We start from the raw sequence: 17,718 nt of genomic DNA, 5'->3' as shown, positions 1-17,718 counted from the left end.
CCGACTCTCTCACCCCGTCAGTAGCGTTCAGGCCATGACGCACCCCGAGCCGCCGGTCGCCGAGCGCCGTCCGCACACGACCGAGCACCACGGACGCACCCGCGTCGACGACTACGAGTGGCTGCGCGAGAAGGAGTCGCCCGAGGTGGTGGCCCACCTGGCGGCCGAGAACGCCCACACCGAGGCCCGCACCGCCCACCTGGCCGACCTGCGCGCGTCGATCTTCGACGAGATCAAGGCACGCACCCGCGAGACCGACCTGTCCGTGCCGACCCGCAACCGCGACCACTGGTACTACGCGCGCTCGTTCGAGGGTCGCGAGTACGGCGCCAGCTGCCGGGTGCCGGCGACCGGGGCCGACGACTGGACCCCGCCGAGCCCCGCCGAGGACTGCTCCGCCGACGAGCCGGCGCTGCCCGGCGAGCAGGTGCTGCTCGACCTCAACGAGCTGGCCGAGGGTCACGACTTCTTCTCGCTCGGCGGCTCGAGCATCAGCCCGGACGCCGCACTGCTGGCCTACTCCACCGACGTGGTCGGCGACGAGCGCTACACCGTGCGGATCAAGGACCTGGCGACCGGCGAGCTGCTGCCCGACGAGATCACCGGCGTGCTCGGGGGTGTCACCTGGGACCGCGAGGGCGCCCACGTCTACTACACGACGGTCGACGACACCTGGCGCGCCGACAAGATCTGGCGCCACACCCTCGGCACCACCCAGGACGCCGACGAGCTGGTCCACCACGAGCCCGACGGCCGCTTCTGGGTCGGCCTGGGCCGCACCCGCAGCGACCGGTTCCTGGTCATCGCCTCGGGCTCGAAGACGACCTCCGAGTACCGCGTGCTCGACGCCGACACCCCCGAGCTCGGCTTCCGCACCTTCTGCGAGCGGGTCGAGGGTGTGGAGTACTCCCTCGACCACGCCGTCATCGGCGGCCAGGACCGGTTCCTGGTGCTGCACAACGCCACGGGCGCCGACTTCGAGCTCTCCCTCGCCCCGATCGAGCCGACCCCAGCCGAGGGCTGGGAGCCGCTGATCGCCCACGACCCCGCCGTACGCCTCGAGGACGTCGACGCGTTCGCCGGCCACCTGGTCGTCCACCAGCGCAGCCTCGGCCTCACCCAGCTCCGGATCCTCGAGCTCGGGGACGAGGGCGTCACCGAGGACTACCTCGTGGAGTTCGACGAGCCCGTCTACACCGTGGGGTCGGGCGGCAACCCCAACTTCCACCAGCCCACCGTGCGGCTCGGCTACACCACCATGGCGATCCCGGCGTCGGTCTACGACTACGACGTCCGGACCCGCGAGCGGACCCTGCTGCGGCGCGCGCCCGTGCTCGGCGGCTACGACCCCGCCGACTACGAGGAGCACCGGCTGTGGGCCACCGCTGACGACGGCGAACGGGTCCCGATCTCGATCGTCGCCCGGCGCGGGTCCCGCGAAGGCGTCGGCGGCGGCACCGCTCCGATCCCGGTGCTGCTCTACGGCTACGGCGCCTACGAGACGTCGATCGACCCCTACTTCTCCATCGCCCGGCTCTCCATGCTCGACCGCGGCGGCGCCTTCGCGATCGCCCACGTCCGTGGTGGTGGCGAGATGGGCCGGCGCTGGTACGACGACGGCAAGCTGTTCGCCAAGCAGCACACGTTCTCCGACTTCATCGCCTGCGCGCGCCACCTCGTCGACACCGGCTGGACCACACCGGAACGGCTGGTCGCCGAGGGCGCCAGCGCGGGCGGACTGCTGATGGGGGCGGTCGCCAACCAGGCGCCCGGGCTGTTCGGCGGCATCGTCGCCGGGGTCCCGTTCGTCGACGTCCTCACCTCGATGCTCGACGCGAGCCTGCCGCTCACGGTCACGGAGTACGACGAGTGGGGCAACCCCGAGGCCGACCCGGCGGTCTACGACTACATCGCCGGCTACTCGCCGTACGACAACGTCACCGAGCAGGCCTACCCGCCGATCCTGGCCGAGACGTCACTCCACGACACCCGCGTGCTCTACGTCGAGCCGGCCAAGTGGGTCGCCCGGCTGCGGGCCACGGCGGTCGAGCCCGACGTCCTGCTGCGCACCGAGATGTCGGCCGGGCACGGCGGGGTCTCGGGCCGCTACAAGGCCTGGCACGACCGCGCGTTCTCGCTCGCGTGGATCCTCGATCGGATGGGGCTGGCCTGACTGCTGTCCTGACCGCTTGCGCGGCTCCCCAAGTGGGTACCCCTGAGAAGTCCCTGAGAGTTGGCGACTTCCGCAACTCCTGGGCAATCCGAAGCGTCCTTCATGACGAAGGCTCTACAGGTGGACCGGGAATCCTCGATCCTCCCCGAGCGTTGGGATGAACGCAGGGTGCAAGGTCACCCCGCAGTGAGGAGGGTCCCCATGGCAGCACGGACCGCAACAGTCACCCGCGAGATCGAGGGGCGCGACAGCGTCGGCCTGTACCTCGACGAGATCGCGCGCACTCCCCTCCTCGACGCTGCGTCCGAGGTCGAGCTCTCCAAGACGATCGAGGCCGGCCTGATGGCCGAGGCCCTGCTCGCGGAGGGCCGGGTCGGACGGCGCAAGGGCGGGGCCCCCGGCTACGCCACCGAGGCCGAGCTCGAGTGGCTCGCCGAGGAGGGCCGCAAGGCCGTCGACCAGTTCGTCTCGGCCAACCTGCGGCTGGTCGTCTCGATCGCCCGCAAGTACGGCCGGGCCCAGATGCCGATGCTCGACCTGATCCAGGAGGGCAACACCGGCCTGATCCGGGCGGTCGAGAAGTTCGACTACACCAAGGGCTACAAGTTCTCGACCTACGCCACCTGGTGGGTGCGCCAGGCCATCACGCGCGGCATCGCGCAGCAGGCCCGCGTCGTACGCCTCCCCGTGCACGTGGTCGAGGAGCTCAACCAGGTCGGCGGCGCCCGCCGGACGCTCGAGCGCCAGCTCGGCCGCGACCCGGAGCCGCACGAGATCGCCGTCGAGCTCGGCATGGAGCTCGAGCGGGTGCTCGACCTGATGGCGTGGGGTCGTGAGCACGTCAGCCTCGACTCCCCCGTCGACGAGGACGGCGACACCTCGCTCGGTGACCTGATGGCGCAGGAGACCTCGCCCAGCCCCGACCTCACCGTCCTCGACGTCGAGGCGCGCGACCGGCTCAACAGCCTCGTCGGACAGCTCGACGACCGCGCGGCCGACATCATCCGGTCCCGCTACGGCCTGGTCGACGGGCGCCAGCACAAGCTCGCCGACATCGGCGTCAAGCACGGCATCTCCGCCGAGCGGGTCCGCCAGCTCGAGCGGGAGGCGCTGCAGAAGCTGCGCCGCCTCGGCGACCCCGACCTCGCTGCCTGACCCACCGTTCCTCCCGCACAGTTCCACCCCCCAACCACCCCCCGGCCCCTCTCAAGCCGGGGGGTGCGTGCGTGCCAGCATGGTTCCGTGACCGGGATGACGATCGCGCTCGACGACCTCCGGGGGGCCGACGTCGTCGCGTTCCTCGAGGAGCACGTCACCCAGCTGCGCGACGTCACCCCGCCGGGCAGCAGCCATGCCCTGGACCTCGACGGGCTGCGCGCCCCGGACGTCCGGTTCTGGACCATAACCGGCGACGACGGCGAGCTGGTCGGGTGCGCTGCGCTCAAGACACTCACCGCCGAGCACGCCGAGCTCAAGTCGATGCGCACCGCCGGGCACCGCACCCGTCAGGGCGTGGCCACGGCGCTGCTGCGCCACGTCCTCGGCGAGGCCCGGGCCGCCGGCTTCGGCCGGGTGAGCCTCGAGACCGGGTCGTTCGAGTTCTTCGCCCCGGCCCGGGCGCTCTACGCCCGGCACGGGTTCACCGGGTGCGAGCCGTTCGGCGACTACCGCCTCGACCCGCACAGCACGTTCATGACGCTCGAGCTGCGTCCGTGAGCCCCGCGTAGATCTCCTCCACCCGCCGGCGCAGCTCCTCCAGGGAGCCGGTGTTGTCGACGACGTACGTCGCGATCACCAGCCGGTCCTCGCGTGACGCCTGCGACGCGATCCGGGACTCCGCGTCCTCGCGGGTCCAGCCGCGGTCGCGCAGCATCCGCTCGACCTGGGTCTCGGGTGGGGCGTCGACCACGATCACCTCGTCGAAGGTGTCTGCCCGGCCGGACTCGGCCAGCAGTGGGATGTCGTGGACGACGACCGCGTCCGGGGGCGCGGACTCCTCGAGCTCCACGATCCGCTCGAAGACCAGGGGGTGGATGATCGCCTCGAGCGTGCGGCGCTTCTCGGTGTCGCTGAAGACGAGGGCGCCCATCGCGGGCCGGTCCAGGTCGCCGTCGGCGGTGAGCAGCTCCTCCCCGAAGGCCTCCATCACGGCCGCGAGCCCGGGCGTGCCCTGCTCCACGACCTCACGCGCCAGCTTGTCGGCGTCGATGACCACCGCCCCCAGCTCGGCCAGGATCGCCGAGACCGTGCTCTTGCCCGAGGCGATGCCGCCCGTGAGTCCCACCCGCATGGCGTCACCGTAGCGCCGCGGTGTCCACCTCGTTCGTCGCCGTCGCCCGGCAGACGTCCGCCCACGGGGTCGGCGCCAGGCCGAGCTCGCGCGTGATGGCACTCGAGTCGAGCACGTAGGGGCGCTCGAACTGGTAGGCCGTCTCCCGCAGCTCGCGCATCACCGGCGAGAACCAGCCGACGGCGTGGAGCACCCAGCGGGGCACCCCGTGCACGGTGACGGGCGGGCGGCCCACGGAGGCGCAGACGTCCGCCACGGCCTGTCGCGGAGTGACCGCCTGGTTGGTCGGCGCGTGCCACACGCGGCCCCAGGCCCGCTCGTCGGTCGCGACGGCGGCCAGCGCGCGGCCCATGTCGCGCACGTCGGTGAACGCGTGCGGCTGGTCCGGCCTGACGACCAGCCACACGGCCTTGCCGGTCAGGGCTCGTGGCGTGGCCATCGGGACGTGCGCGCTGGTGATCCCGGCACCCATGTAGTCCGAGCCGCGGACCTCGACCGCGCGGATCCGCCCGGCCTCGTGGGCCGCGAGCGCGTCGGCCCACATCTGCGCGCGCAGGCGCCCCTTGGTGCCCTCGGCGGCGTCCGGCATGCCCTCGACCATCGGCACCTCGACCGGACCGTAGCCGTAGAGGCACGACGCGGTCACCAGGACCGCGCCGCTGCGCTCTGCGGCCTCGAGGAACGCCGCGGCGACCGGGGGCCAGTACGTCGACCACACGTCGTACGACGGCGGGTTGATGCAGTTGTAGAGCGCGTGCGCTCCGCCGTCCGCCGTGGCCAGCTGGGTGAGCCGGCCGGCGTCGGCCGCGTCGGCGGCCACCCGCTGGACGCCGGCCAGCTCGGGACCGGTGCCGGACCGGCTGGCGAGCACCACCTCGTGCCCGGCCGCCACCAGCTCGCGTGCCGTCGCCAGACCCACCGGGCCGGCGCCCACCACCACGTGTCGTCGCGTCATCGTCCTGCTCCTTCGTCGTAAACGAGAGCACTGCTCTCTCTTGTTCGAAGCCTCGCACGGTTCCCACCACAAATCAAGAGCAGTGCTCTCGTTTGTTTGCGCCGCTCTCGGATGTGCGCCACGATGGGCGGGTGAGCGACTCCCCCGCACCCCGCACCGCCCGCGCGATCGCGCGCGCCGAGCTGACCCGCGCCATCCTCGACAGCGCCTCGGCCCAGCTGGCCGAGACCGGTCCGGCCGCCCTGTCCGTGCGCGCGGTCGCGCGCGACCTCGGCATGGCGTCCTCGGCGGTCTACCGCTACTTCCCCAGCCGTGACGCGCTGCTCACCGCACTCCTGATCGAGGCCTACGACGACCTCGGGACCGCGGTCGAGGTGGCTGACGCCGCCGTCGAGCGGGCCGACCTCGCCCGCCGGTGGGCCGCCATCTGCCACGCGATCCGCGACTGGGCCCGGGCCCAGCCCCACCGCTATGCGCTGCTCTACGGCTCGCCGGTGCCCGGCTACGCCGCCCCGGACGACACCGTCCCGGCGGCCATCCGCGTCACCACCGCGCTGCTCACGCTGTTCTCCGACGCCCAGGCGGCCGGCGTCCGACCGGTGACGACGGTGCCCCTCACCGACGACGAGCAGGCCGCCCTGGCGCCGCTCCGCGCCTTCACGGACCCGACCCTCGACGCGACCTGGTCCATCCGCGGGCTGCTGGCCTGGGCGGCGCTCTTCGGCAACCTCTCACTGGAGCTGTTCGGCCACATGTACCGCGGCATCCTGGACTACGACGCCCACTTCGCCCAGCTGGTCGACCAGCTCGCCGCGGATCTGGGGCTCGCATGAGCGCGCTGTCCGAAGGTGCGCGGGTCGCGCTGCTGGTCCCGGGCTCCCACGCGTACCTCGACGCCGTGATGTCGCTGCTGGCCCGCGGGATCTTCCCGATCCCGCTCGACCCGCGGCTGACGACGTACGAGCGCGACCGGATCCTGGCCCAGCTCTCCCCCGACCTGGTCGTCGACGACGAGGGGTCGCTGGCCGACCTGACCGACGGCACCCTCGGGCCGCCGCGCGCCCGGCCGATGCACGTCACCAGCGGCACCACCGGCACGCCGAAGGGTGTCGACAGCGGGCTGCTGAGCGCGGAGCACGCGGCGGCGCTGGTCGCCGAGGAGCGTGAGCTCTGGGGACTCCAGGAGGGCGACGTCAACCTCGTGCTCAGCCCGCTGTACCACTCGGCGCCGCTGCGGTTCGCGATGGGAACCGTGCTCGCCGGGGGCCGCGTGGTCATCCCGGGCCCGTTCGACCCGTCCGTCGTGACCGCCGCCATCGACACCGAGCGGCCGACCACGATGTTCTGTGTACCGACGCACCTGCAGCGCCTCTTCGCCCACTGGGACGAGGTCGGGACGCCCGACCTCTCGTCGTTCCGCCTGGTGGCGCACGCCGGCGCGCCATGTCCACACGACGTCAAGCGCCGGCTGCTGGAGGAGTTTCCCGAGGGCTCGACCTGGGAGTTCTACGGCTCGACCGAGGGCCAGTTCACCGCGTGCCGCAGCGAGGAGTGGCTCGAGCGGCCCGGCACCGTGGGTCGGGCCCGGCCGGGGCGGTCGCTGTCGGTCGACCCCGACGGCACCATCTGGTGCGCCGTACCCGCCCACGCGCGGTTCAGCTACTTCGGCGACCCCGAGAAGACCGCGGCCGCCTGGCGCGGGGACTCTTTCACCGTCGGCGACCTGGGCAGGCTCGACGACGACGGCTACCTCTACCTCGACGGCCGCCGCTCCGACCTGATCATCAGCGGCGGCGTCAACGTCTACCCGATGGAGGTCGAGCAGGTCCTCGGCGAGCACCCCGGCGTCCGCGACATCGCGGTCTACGCCACCCCTGACGCGCAGTGGGGCCAACGCGTGTGTGCCGCTGTCGTCGGCTCTGCCTCCGAGGCCGAGCTGACGGCGTACGCCCGCGAACGGCTGGCACCGCCCAAGCGGCCCAAGACCTGGGTGCTCCTCGACGAGCTGCCGCGCACCCTCACCGGAAAGATCCGTCGCGACGAGCTGCCCGACGTCACTGCACCCTGACGCCCGGCCGGCGGCTCACGGTGCGCACGGACCTGCGGTGCTGCCCGGTAGGCACACGTAGGCAGGCAGGCTCGTCGTGCTGGCCCCGCTGGCGTCGGTGACCGTCGCCCGCAGGCGTGCGACCAGGTTGCCCGGGGCGTGCACGTCGTCGAGGGAGAAGGTGCCGGAGAGCTGGCCACTGATCCGGCTGGAAGGGTGCGCGTGGAAGGCGTTGCCCGTGTAGTGCAGGAGGTCGACCGCGAGCTCCGTGCGCCCGGAGAGTGCTGCGACGTCGTCGCCGTCGGGGTCGCTGACCACGAGCGACCACGGCACCGAACCGTTTGCGGCAACGTGCCCGTTGGCGGGGAGGACGATCGACACCGACGGCGGTCCCCCCACCCGCTCCCAGGTGATCGCGGCCGCAGCGACCTCCCGGTCCCCGTGCACGTGCTCAGCGCGCAGGACGTGCTGCCCCTTCGTCAGCACGACGTCGTGCACGCGGGCGTCTCCCCAGAACTCGTCGGCATAGAAGTCGTGCACCTCTTGGTTGTCGATCCACAGGCGGACCCACTCCGAACCGGCCACCCGCACCCGGTAGGTCCCGGGCTCCACGTCGATCCGGCCGCGCCACGACGTCCCGAACCGGTCACCGGGATGTGGGCGGCCGTCGGGGTCGTCGTGGCTCGCCCAGGGCGAGCCGTCGGTGCTCGGCAGCCGGATGTCCGGCTCGCAGGTCGCCTCCGCCAGACCCTGGCTCGGAAGCTGGACTGCGACGTAGGGGTACATCCAGGAGTACTCCGGGTCCGAGGTGTACTCCTGGTCGAACGCCGAGTCGGGCCCGTCGAGGTCGTGGAACGAACGCCGGAAGGAGCCGACCGGGCAGGTGTCGTCCGGGCCTTCGCCGGTCCACCGGATCCGTTCGAGCGAGCCGGAGACGATCGACACCGACCACACCCAGCCGTCTGGCCCGGTGAAGAACTTGACCGGGCCCCCGGCAGCCGAGGAGTCCGCCAGGTCCGTGACCGCGGAGACGCCACCGCCCACAGTCAGCTCGGCGGTCCGGATGAACATCTGCGTGTAGTCGCCGAACACGTAGCGCCCACGCAGGCTGTCGGGGTAACCCGGTGAGTCCAGGAACACGCCCCCGGTCAGCGAGCCACCGTTGCCCGTGTGCGGGTAGGCGTGAGCCGGGGCGCGGGACCCGCCAGGAGCACGGACGTCCAGGCAGCCGCGCCACGGGCTGTCCGGGTCGCTGACGTCACCCAGCGCGGTGTCCGAGTCGCCCTCCCGACAGGGCCAGCCGAAGTTCGGCACCGAACCGTCCCCGTCGCCGAGGGACATGACGTCGATCTCCTCCCATGCGTTCTCTCCGACATCGCCGAGGACCAGCTGGTCGCCGCGCACGGCAAACCGGAAGGGGTTGCGCAGCCCCAGGGCGAGCACCCGCGACGCGTTGCTCGACCCGTCGCCCGTGTGGAGCGGGTTGTCCGCGACGCCACGGCCGGTGGCGGGGTCGATCCGGAGGACCTTGCCGGCAAGCACCTCGGGGTCCTGGGCCCGCCACGCCTCCACGCGGCCGCGCAAGCCGCCCGGCGCGGTGTAGAGGGCGCCGTCGCCGACGCCCACCAGCAGGCGACCTTCGCCGTCGAAGGCAAGGTCCCCGATCGTGTGCGCCTCGCCGATGAGCGGTACGCAGTCCGGGGTGCGGATCTTCTCCGGGGCGGAGCAGGCTGCACCGGTCACGGACCCGAGGACCAGGTGACGTGAGGCAGGTTGCAGGACCGTGCCGTCCCAGGTGAAGCGCGCCACCTGCTGCGATGGCAGTCCGTCGGGGCCACCGTCGAGCACGTAGGCCAGGTAGACGTAGCCGTTGTCGGCGAAGTCGGGATCCACGGCGATGCCGGTGAGGCCCCCGTCGCCCTCGTCCGCGACGTCCGCGGTCAGGTCGAGGACCACCCGCGGCGGCGACCACGCTGCGTTGCCGGCCTCCGCGGTCGGCTGGACGGCCACCACCTGGCCGCCCTTCTCGGTCACCAGGACGGCGCCGCCAGGGGTCGCGGCGGCACTCGTGGGCAGCGCCAAGCCGCTCTGCACCCTCTCCAGCGCGAACCCCTCTGCCACACCGCTGTCGACGCCGATCGGCGACGCGGCGAGAGCGTGGCCCACCACCGGGCTGAGCACGCTCTCGAGGGGTCCCACAGCGCGGGCGACGAAGTCGTGATCTCCCACCCGAGGGTCCATCACCGTCTCCCACGGTGCTGCTGTGTCCACGGCCACCGGGACCCCGTCGACGTAGAAGCGCACCACATCTACGGCGCCGCCGGTCGTCACGGCGAGCCGCACCTGGTCGCCGGCGAGAACTGTCGGGACCGACACCGAGGGCGGCTGGTGGACCGGGGACGACGCCCCCTCTGCACCCCGGTACGCCGAGACCCACGCGCGCAGCGGCGTCCCACGCACGGCGCTGATGGTGGTCGCATCGTCGAGCAGCACTCTCGAAGCCCCGGACCGGCGGACGGCGATCGTCGACCACCGTCCGTCCGGACCCTGCGCCTGTAGCGCGACCGAGCGTCCCGGACGGGCGTGCGAGACGGTCACCGCGGCATCGACGAGCCCTCCGGGGTCGAGGGAGACCGAGAGACCCACCGCCTGCCGCGAGCCCTGCACCGTCGCCGGCCGCGAGACGACGGCGGCGTAGTGCTGTCCACCGGCACGGTGCTCCTTCGCCACGACCCGCAACGAGGTGGCGGTGTCCGGCGCGGAGATGGAGAAGCGCACGACCCCCCTGCGCGTGCTCTCCCCCTGGCGGACCGTGATCCAGGTCCGGCCGGAGCGCCGCTCGAGCCGGACCGGTCGCTCGATCCGGGTGGAGAGCCGGGTCCGCAGCGTGAGCTTCTCACCGACCATCGGCACGGCGGGAGCCGAGGAGAGGACAGGCCTGGCCGCGGCAACGGCCTCCGGGTTGGGGAGCACCAGCGTCACCGGCCCCGCAGCGCACAGCGCAAGCACGGTGGCGACGACGAGCCGGAGCATCGCGCCATTGTCTGTCACGCACGCCGTTTCCGATGCCGAATCGGCGCCCAGCCTTGCAGCTCAGCAGGCGAACTGGCGCCGGTACTGCTGCGGGCTGACGCCGCGGACCCTCGTGAAGTGGTGGCGCAGGGTGGCGGCGTTTCCGAAGCCCACCTCGGCAGCGATCCAGTCGACGGAGGCGTCGCTGCGCTCGAGCAGCACCTCAGCCGCCTGCACCCGCTGGGAGGTGACCCAGCTGTGCGGGGTGGTGCCGGTCTCCTCGCGGAAGCGCCGGGCGAACGTGCGCGGGGACATGTGGGCGCGGCGGGCCAGCGCCTCGACACCGAGATCGGCCCCGAGGCTCTCGGTGATCCACTGGAGCACCGGGCCGAGGGTCTCGGCACGGCAGTCGGGGACCGCACGGGCGATGAACTGCGCCTGGCCGCCCTCGCGCTGCGGGGGCACCACCATCCGGCGGGCCACCGCGCTCGCCACGGCGGCGCCGTACTCCTGGCGCCAGAGGTGAAGGGTGGCGTCGATACCGGCCGCGGTGCCCGCGCTGGTGATGATCTGGCCGGCGTCGACGTAGAGCACCTCGGGCACCACGTTGGCGAGCGGGTAGCGCTGCGCGAGCTCGGTCGTGTAGCGCCAGTGGGTGGTGCAGTCGCGACCGTCCAGCAGCCCGGCCTCCCCCAGCGTGAAGGCCCCGGAGCAGACCGAGAGGATGCGCGCGCCACGGTCGTGGGCGGCGCGCAACGCGCCGATGACCTCGTCGGGCACGCGCCCGCCGCGAGGCATCGCCGGCACGCCGATCAGGTCGGCCTCCTGCATCCGGTCGAGCCCGCGCTCGACATTGATCGAGAAGCCCACGGAGGTGGGCACCTGGCCTACGACAGGGCCGCAGACCGAGAAGTCGAGCAGCGGGACACCGTCCTCCTGGCGGTCGACGCCGAAGGCTTCGCAGAGCACGCCGAGCTCGAACGGGGCGACGCCGTCGTAGACCAGTGCGGCGACATTCGTGAGCATCTGACCATCCTGACAGACTCTTGGCAGAAAATCGATGCAGGCTGGCTTCTCTGCCACTCGTGGCACGAATCCAATCGGCGCATGATTACTGCCATGGCCACCATCCTGATCCTCATCGCCCTGACCGCCCTTCTCGCCGGAGTCGTCCGCTACGCCCGGCACGACCACTTCGCCGGCCCCGCCAACGTGGCCGAGAAGCACGACGACCTCGGGTCGCTCGCCCTACGGGGCCGAGTCGCCTGAGCTCGCCCCAACCTCACCGTGCCGACCGGCACCTCCCCCAAATGGCCCGAAGGGCGCCCACCGTGAGGTGGGCGCCCTTCGTGCGTGGTGCTGGTGGTCGGTCAGCCGGTCAGGCCTGGCCGCCCGTGAGCTTCTCGCGAAGCGCCTGCAGAGCCTCGTCGGAGGCGAGCGAGCCACCCTCGGCGGCACCGCCGGTCTCGACGTCGGCGTCTCCACCCGAGGAGTACGTCGTGGCCTCGCCGGCCTCGACGTCGGCCTGCTTGGCCTCGGTCTGCTGCTTGACGTGGGCCTCCCAGCGGGCGTGCGCCTTGGCGTACTGCTCTTCCCAGACGGCGCGCTGGTCGTCGTAGCCCTCGAGCCACTCGCCGGTCTCGGAGTCGAAGCCCTCCGGGTAGACGTAGTTGCCCTGCTCGTCGTAGGTCGCCGCCATGCCGTAGAGCGTGGGGTCGAACTCTTCGACGTCGGCCGCGGTCGCGGTCTCGTTGGCCTGCTTGAGCGACAGCGAGATCCGGCGACGCTCGAGGTCGATGTCGATGATCTTGACCATGACGTCGTCGTTGACCTGGACGACCTGCTCCGGGATCTCCACGTGGCGCTCGGCCAGCTCGGAGATGTGGACCAGGCCCTCGATGCCCTCTTCGACGCGCACGAACGAGCCGAAGGGCACCAGCTTGGTGACCTTGCCGGGCACGATCTGACCCATCTGGTGGGTGCGCGCGAAGTGCTGCCAGGGGTCTTCCTGCGTGGCCTTGAGCGACAGCGAGACGCGCTCGCGGTCCATGTCGACGTCGAGCACCTCGACGGTGACCTCGTCGCCGACGGTGACGACCTCGGAGGGGTGGTCGATGTGCTTCCAGGACAGCTCGGAGACGTGCACGAGCCCGTCGACGCCGCCGAGGTCCACGAACGCACCGAAGTTGACGATGGAGGAGACGACGCCCTTGCGGATCTGGCCCTTCTGGAGCTGGGTCAGGAAGCCGTGGCGAACCTCGGACTGGGTCTGCTCGAGCCAGGCACGGCGCGACAGGACCACGTTGTTGCGGTTCTTGTCGAGCTCGATGATCTTGGCCTCGAGGACCTGGCCGACGTACGGCTGGAGGTCGCGCACGCGGCGCATCTCGACCAGCGACGCCGGCAGGAAGCCGCGCAGACCGATGTCGATGATGAGGCCGCCCTTGACGACCTCGATGACGGTGCCCTCGACGACGCCGTCCTCTTCCTTGACCTGCTCGATGGTGCCCCAGGCGCGCTCGTACTGGGCGCGCTTCTTGGACAGGATCAGGCGGCCTTCCTTGTCCTCCTTTTGGAGGACGAGGGCCTCGACGACGTCACCGACGGTGACGACCTCAGAGGGGTCGACGTCGTGCTTGATCGAGAGCTCGCGGGAGGGGATGACGCCCTCGGTCTTGTAGCCGATGTCGAGGAGGACCTCGTCGCGGTCGACCTTGACGATGATGCCTTCGACGATGTCGCCATCGTTGAAGTACTTGATGGTCGCGTCGATAGCGGCGAGAAAGTCTGCTTCGGACCCGATGTCGTTGACCGCCACCTGGGGCGCGTCGTAGTCCGGCTGGATCATGGTGCTCGTCATAAGGGAAGTGATTCCTTGGTGGGCAGATGTTGTCCGGGCACGCCCGAGGTCCGGTTTCACTACCGATGGAGACCCGGTCCCCGCGATCGCGGGAGGGGCGGTGATAGCGAGCGAGCGTCCGCTCCGTATGGAACCCAGGCAGACAACAGGCGCAGCTCGCGAGTTTACGCGTGCGGCGGGGCGGGAGTCCAACCCGGGGAACGACCAGGCCCGTGCGCTCAGCCTGGCTCAGGGGAAGCGGACCTCGTTGCGCGACCACACGAACGGCACCACGCCTGCCAGCGCGGCCACCAGCACCGGCGCCCCCTGGAAGAACATGGCGCGGTCGCGCAGGCTCTCAGGGGCGTCGGTGAGGCCGATCGCGTAGTCCATGCCGAAGGCGCACGCTGCTGCCACGGACACCACGCCCAGGACGTAGGCGACCCAGATCACCGCCCGGCCGGCACCCCCCGCCGGACGTGCGGAGGCGGCGCGGTAGGTCGCGAGGAGCACGCTGAGCAGGTGCACGATCGCTGCCGGCGCGAGAATCACTTCGTAGAAGTAGAAGGTCAGGCCGGACAACCCCTGCCCCTGGTCGCCGTTGACGGCGAAGTCCGCCTCCACGTCCCACGCGTACTCGGTCGCCCGGACCGTCATGAAGATCGCCGCGGCGAACAGCGCCAGTGACGTCCAGGCCAGGGCCAGCTCGGGCCAGAGCCCACGGCGGGAACGGGTGTCTGTGGGCACGGCGAGGGTCATGGCTTCCACATTGGCAGCGGTGGCTGGGGCGTCCCAGAGCCGCGGTACTCACGTGGGCTCGGCGTGCACGTCCCTCGACCGGGCGACCGCGCGCAGCAGATCGTGGGCGCGGGCCGCGACGGGGTTCTCCGCACCACGCGCCGCGAGGTCGACCAGCGCCCACACGTCGGCGGCCCTGGCGAGGGCCAGCGCCACGTCAGGCTGTGTGCCGCGGCCGTCCGCGTAGGCGCCAAGCACCGCATCGACGTACGCCGGGTCGCGGTCGAAGCGCAGCACGTTGCCGAGGTCGGTGAACGGATGGCCCGCGTGGGCGTACTCCCAGTCGACCACCCCGGTGAGGATGCAGGTGTCGGGGTCGACCAGGAGGTTCTTGGGGTTCAGGTCGCTGTGCACCAGGCAGCTCCGGGTGACCGTGTCCAGCAGCTCCTGGGCATCGAAGGCCACGGCCCGTAGACCCGCCAGCTCGGCCGCGGACCAGTCGACGAGCCGCTCCTCGTGTTCGGCGACCCAGGCGGGCAGGCCGTCAGGGCCCTCCAGGTCGCCCAGGGTGAGGTTGCCGTCGATGAACGACCCGGGGCGCAGCATCGGCATCCCGCCCAGGGTGGCCAGCAGCTCCCCCACCGCGGCGCCCACCCGGCGCAACCGGGTCGGGTCGAGGATCGGGAGCACCAGGTCGGCGCGCTCACCCGGCAGCACGCTGGTCACGAGCAGACCGGGCATCCCGGACGCAGGGTCGGCGCGGCGCGCCTCGAGCACCTCGGCGACCGGCACCAGGCCGCGCACCAACGACAAGACAGCGGCATCGATCTCGTGGGCGTGACCTCCGACATCGCGCGGTCGCGCGTAGATCCGGACGACCTGCCGCTCGCCGCCTGCCTCGGCCAGGAACGTCTCCCCCGACCAACCACCTGGCATCGGCGTCAGTGAGGAGAAGTCCACCCGCCCATCCTCGCAGTCAGGGCGGCAGGACGTCGGTTAGCGTGACTGCGTGCAGGAACACTGGCCACATCCGCCGGTCCGGGTCGAGCGACGACCGGTCGGCGAGGCCGAGTCCAGGGCAGCCAACGGCCCCGACTGGGACCGCTACGCCGACGAGTACCAGGCCACGCACGGCGAGTTCCTCGGCGACGCCGGGTTCGTGTGGGGTCCGGAGGGCCTGACCGAGGCGCAGGCGGGCATGCTGGGCGACGTCGCCGACCGGGACGTGCTCGAGGTGGGCTCGGGCGCCGGGCAGTGCTCACGCTGGGTGCGCACCCACGGCGGCCGCGCCTTCGGGCTCGACCTGTCCCACCGGCAGCTGCAGCACTCACTGCGCCTCGACGACCAGACGGGGGTGCGGGTCCCCTCCGTGCTGGGCACGGCCACGGCCCTGCCGTTCCGCGACGCGTCGTTCGACGTCGTGTTCTGCTCGTTCGGGGCGCTGCAGTTCGTCAGTGACATCGCTCTGGCAGTCGCCGAGACCGCCAGGGTGCTACGCCCCGGTGGTCGCTTCGCGTTCTCGGTCACGCACCCGACGCGGTGGATGTTCCCCGACGACCCGACCGAGGCGGGTCTCGTCGCGAGCCAGTCCTACTGGGACCGCACGCCGTACGTCGAGGTCGACGACCAGACGGGCGAGGTGGCCTACGTCGAGCACCACCGGACGCTGGGCGACTGGGTCGCGCTGCTCACCGGCGCCGGGTTCGCGATCACCACGTTGCTCGAGCCGGAGTGGCCCGAGGGCCACGACCGCCTCTGGGGCGGCTGGTCCGCGGTCCGGGGACGACTCACCCCTGGAACAGCAGTCGTCGGCGCCGACCTGTTGGCCGGCGCCGACGACTAGGGCCGTCTGGTCTAGCTGGCTTCCTTGCGGCGGGCCGTGACCAGCAGGACGATGCCCGCGATCAGGACCAGTGCACCACTGGTGAAGCCGACGATCGGAACGGTGCCGGTGATCAGGTCGAGCTGCGACTTGGAGTCGTTGGCCTCCTCGGCGCTCTCCTTGATCTCGTCGTCGGTGTAGACCGCCGCGAGGTCGAGGACCTGGGTGCCGTCGGCGAGGTAGCGCTGCTGGTCCTGGCTCTGCTTGATGAACGAGCCGGTGGTCGGCTCGACCCAGATGATGACCTCGTTGGTGTAGGTGCCCGGGGTGCCCGCCGCGACCTCGATCACCGCCTCGTCGATGTTGACCTTGTAGCGGTAGGTCTCGAGGCCCTCGATCTCCTCGGTGCCGTCGAACACTGCCTCGACCGCTTCCTCGGTGGTGCTGTCGAAGTACATGTAGTTCTTCTTCTCAGCGTCGAACGGCCACTTGTTGACGAGCCCCTCGTACTGCACCTCGGCGTCGGGCAGGTAGTCGCCGTTGTCGACCGCCTCAGCCGTGACCCGGTCGGTGGCGAAGTTGCTCTCGGAGGCGGTGATCAGGCGCGCGTCCTCGCCGTCGACGCAGTCGGGCGTGTCGCCGTCCTCGTTGAAGACCACACAGGTGCCGTTCGTGAACACGACGACGTCGTCGTCGGAGGCGTCGGTGTCCGACTGCGTGAGGCTGACGATGCGGATGGGCTTCAGGTCACTGAGCTCGCCGGTCGTCACGTCGATCTTCGCTGCCTCGCCGGTGAGCACGGTCTTGGAGTCCACATCCAGCGGGGTCCTCTTGACCACCCCCGGCAGGTAGACCGTCGCGAGCAACGCCGTGATCAGCAAAAAGCTGCCGAGGCCCAAAAGGATCAGGCCGAAGATCTTGCGCACTTGTTATTCCCCTCCCAAGGAAAGTCGAATCGACGCACAGTAGCGCACGTCACACACCGCTCGTGCGACTTCGGGGCGTAGTCGGCTCGACGTCACACCGCGCGCCCGGACTGCCCTGGGCGGCCGCGCCACCCGTGCTCCGCCGGTCACGGCGCGGCGACGTACTCCGCGACCACGACGCCGTGTGCGGTGTAGACCAGCCGGTCGTACGCCGCGTCCCAGACGTCGTCGACGGAGACCTCGCGCCAGCTGTTGCGGGTGTCGTCCCGGCGCAGGGCCCGCAGCCGGGTGAACCCGAGCTCCCCCGCCCTGAGCTGGCGGTCGAGGTCTGCGTTGTAACCCACCGGGTGGGTCACCCACAGCCGCCCTCCCGGCTTCAGCAGGCCCTTGAGCCCCGAGATCGCCCGCCCCGCCTTGAGAGGGTCCCGCACCTCCTCGTCCAGCCCGACGTGCTCCAGGGTCGACACCGCGAGGATCAGGTCGAAGCGCGCGTCCAGGGCGAGGTCGGCGACGTCGACGTTGAGGACACCTGGAGCGCGTTCGTACTTGTCGACCACGACGTGCCCGACCGGGACGTAGTGACCCAGCACGTTGCCGACCTCCAGGACGTCCTTCCCGCGGTGTTCCTCGAGCACCTCGAGCGCGAGAGCGGTCTCCACCGCCCGTTCGTTGAGCCAGGTGTAGTTGTAGGGGTGGTGGAAGTACGGCACCCACCGCCCGTCGTACTCGAAGGAGCCTCGGGCGTAGCTGGTCACTCCGAGTCGCCCCAGGAGCCACTGCCCGCCCCACCGGAGCGCGGAGCGCACGACGGACCGGACTCCGCGCTGCCGACCGAAGTGGACGAGTCTCCCCAGCACGGCGGCCGGCTTCTGCAGGAGCGTCATGGCGCCGAGGGTAGCGGCCGGGTTTCGCCTAC

The 17,718-nt window shown here is 71.3% G+C and carries 16 protein-coding genes; 7 read left to right on the top strand and 9 right to left on the bottom strand.

The features are described 5' to 3' along the window. The first annotated feature begins 34 nt into the window (after positions 1–34). From BLR90_RS02235 to BLR90_RS02225, 3 genes are all read left to right on the top strand, one after another. A complete protein-coding gene (locus tag BLR90_RS02235) occupies positions 35–2,173 on the top strand; it encodes a S9 family peptidase (RefSeq protein ID WP_091022149.1) in 2,139 nt (712 codons plus the stop codon). 201 nt (positions 2,174–2,374) lie between these two features. Continuing rightward, positions 2,375–3,328 carry a sigma-70 family RNA polymerase sigma factor gene (locus BLR90_RS02230; protein WP_091022147.1) on the top strand — a complete coding sequence of 318 codons (954 nt, stop codon included), beginning with the start codon at positions 2,375–2,377 and terminating at the stop codon, positions 3,326–3,328. A 96-nt stretch (positions 3,329–3,424) separates the two neighbouring features. Further along, positions 3,425–3,889, top strand: coding sequence for a GNAT family N-acetyltransferase (locus tag BLR90_RS02225; protein WP_091023179.1), 465 nt, complete (start codon positions 3,425–3,427; stop codon positions 3,887–3,889). Here the strand turns inward: BLR90_RS02225 and coaE are convergent. Together coaE and BLR90_RS02215 are read right to left on the bottom strand one after the other, a co-directional pair. Further along, positions 3,864–4,463, bottom strand: a complete 600-nt coding sequence (coaE, locus tag BLR90_RS02220) for a dephospho-CoA kinase (protein ID WP_091022145.1) — start codon at positions 4,461–4,463, stop codon at positions 3,864–3,866. The two genes, BLR90_RS02225 and coaE, sit on opposite strands and share 26 nt — an antisense overlap. A gap of 4 nt (positions 4,464–4,467) precedes the next feature. Beyond that, entirely contained in the window at positions 4,468–5,418 is a 951-nt protein-coding gene (locus BLR90_RS02215) for an NAD-dependent epimerase/dehydratase family protein (protein WP_091022143.1), read from the bottom strand. Between the two features lie 131 nt (positions 5,419–5,549). Between BLR90_RS02215 and BLR90_RS02210 the strand changes: the two genes are divergently transcribed. Together BLR90_RS02210 and BLR90_RS02205 are read left to right on the top strand one after the other, a co-directional pair. Further along, on the top strand, positions 5,550–6,251 hold the full coding sequence (locus BLR90_RS02210) for a TetR/AcrR family transcriptional regulator (RefSeq protein WP_091022141.1): 702 nt from the start codon (positions 5,550–5,552) through the stop codon (positions 6,249–6,251). Further along, positions 6,248–7,486, top strand: a complete 1,239-nt coding sequence (locus tag BLR90_RS02205; RefSeq protein WP_091022140.1) for a class I adenylate-forming enzyme family protein — start codon at positions 6,248–6,250, stop codon at positions 7,484–7,486. Before BLR90_RS02210 ends, BLR90_RS02205 begins: the two co-directional genes overlap by 4 nt. Before the next feature lie 15 nt (positions 7,487–7,501). On the opposite strand, the gene BLR90_RS02200 is transcribed toward BLR90_RS02205, so the two are convergent. Then, a complete protein-coding gene (locus BLR90_RS02200; protein WP_091022138.1) occupies positions 7,502–10,498 on the bottom strand; it encodes a PQQ-dependent sugar dehydrogenase in 2,997 nt (998 codons plus the stop codon). A 60-nt stretch (positions 10,499–10,558) separates the two neighbouring features. Next, a complete protein-coding gene (locus BLR90_RS02195; RefSeq protein ID WP_091022136.1) occupies positions 10,559–11,503 on the bottom strand; it encodes a GlxA family transcriptional regulator in 945 nt (314 codons plus the stop codon). Positions 11,504–11,596: 93 nt separating this feature from the next. Between BLR90_RS02195 and BLR90_RS20845 the strand changes: the two genes are divergently transcribed. Further along, on the top strand, positions 11,597–11,746 hold the full coding sequence (locus tag BLR90_RS20845; RefSeq protein ID WP_170254211.1) for a hypothetical protein: 150 nt from the start codon (positions 11,597–11,599) through the stop codon (positions 11,744–11,746). 109 nt (positions 11,747–11,855) lie between these two features. Here BLR90_RS20845 and rpsA read toward each other — a convergent pair whose 3' ends face one another. From rpsA to BLR90_RS02180, 3 genes are all read right to left on the bottom strand, one after another. Beyond that, positions 11,856–13,337, bottom strand: a complete 1,482-nt coding sequence (gene rpsA, locus BLR90_RS02190) for a 30S ribosomal protein S1 (protein ID WP_091022134.1) — start codon at positions 13,335–13,337, stop codon at positions 11,856–11,858. 228 nt (positions 13,338–13,565) lie between these two features. Then, a complete protein-coding gene (locus BLR90_RS02185) occupies positions 13,566–14,075 on the bottom strand; it encodes a hypothetical protein (protein WP_091022132.1) in 510 nt (169 codons plus the stop codon). A 48-nt stretch (positions 14,076–14,123) separates the two neighbouring features. Then, positions 14,124–15,014 carry a phosphotransferase family protein gene (locus BLR90_RS02180; protein ID WP_245715113.1) on the bottom strand — a complete coding sequence of 297 codons (891 nt, stop codon included), beginning with the start codon at positions 15,012–15,014 and terminating at the stop codon, positions 14,124–14,126. 49 nt (positions 15,015–15,063) lie between these two features. Here BLR90_RS02180 and BLR90_RS02175 point away from each other — a divergent pair, with 49 nt between their 5' ends. Beyond that, on the top strand, positions 15,064–15,897 hold the full coding sequence (locus tag BLR90_RS02175) for a class I SAM-dependent methyltransferase (RefSeq protein ID WP_091022130.1): 834 nt from the start codon (positions 15,064–15,066) through the stop codon (positions 15,895–15,897). Positions 15,898–15,908: 11 nt separating this feature from the next. Here BLR90_RS02175 and pgfA read toward each other — a convergent pair whose 3' ends face one another. After that, positions 15,909–16,802, bottom strand: coding sequence for a cell envelope lipid trafficking protein PgfA (pgfA, locus tag BLR90_RS02170; protein ID WP_091022128.1), 894 nt, complete (start codon positions 16,800–16,802; stop codon positions 15,909–15,911). 146 nt (positions 16,803–16,948) lie between these two features. Continuing rightward, a complete protein-coding gene (locus tag BLR90_RS02165) occupies positions 16,949–17,686 on the bottom strand; it encodes a class I SAM-dependent methyltransferase (RefSeq protein WP_091022126.1) in 738 nt (245 codons plus the stop codon). Between the last annotated feature and the right edge of the window lie 32 nt (positions 17,687–17,718).

The organism is Nocardioides szechwanensis (genome assembly GCF_900103935.1).
GTDB lineage: Bacteria > Actinomycetota > Actinomycetes > Propionibacteriales > Nocardioidaceae > Nocardioides > Nocardioides szechwanensis.
The sequence above is the reverse complement of the archived record's forward strand: the minus strand, read 5'-3'. Positions and strand labels throughout refer to the sequence as shown.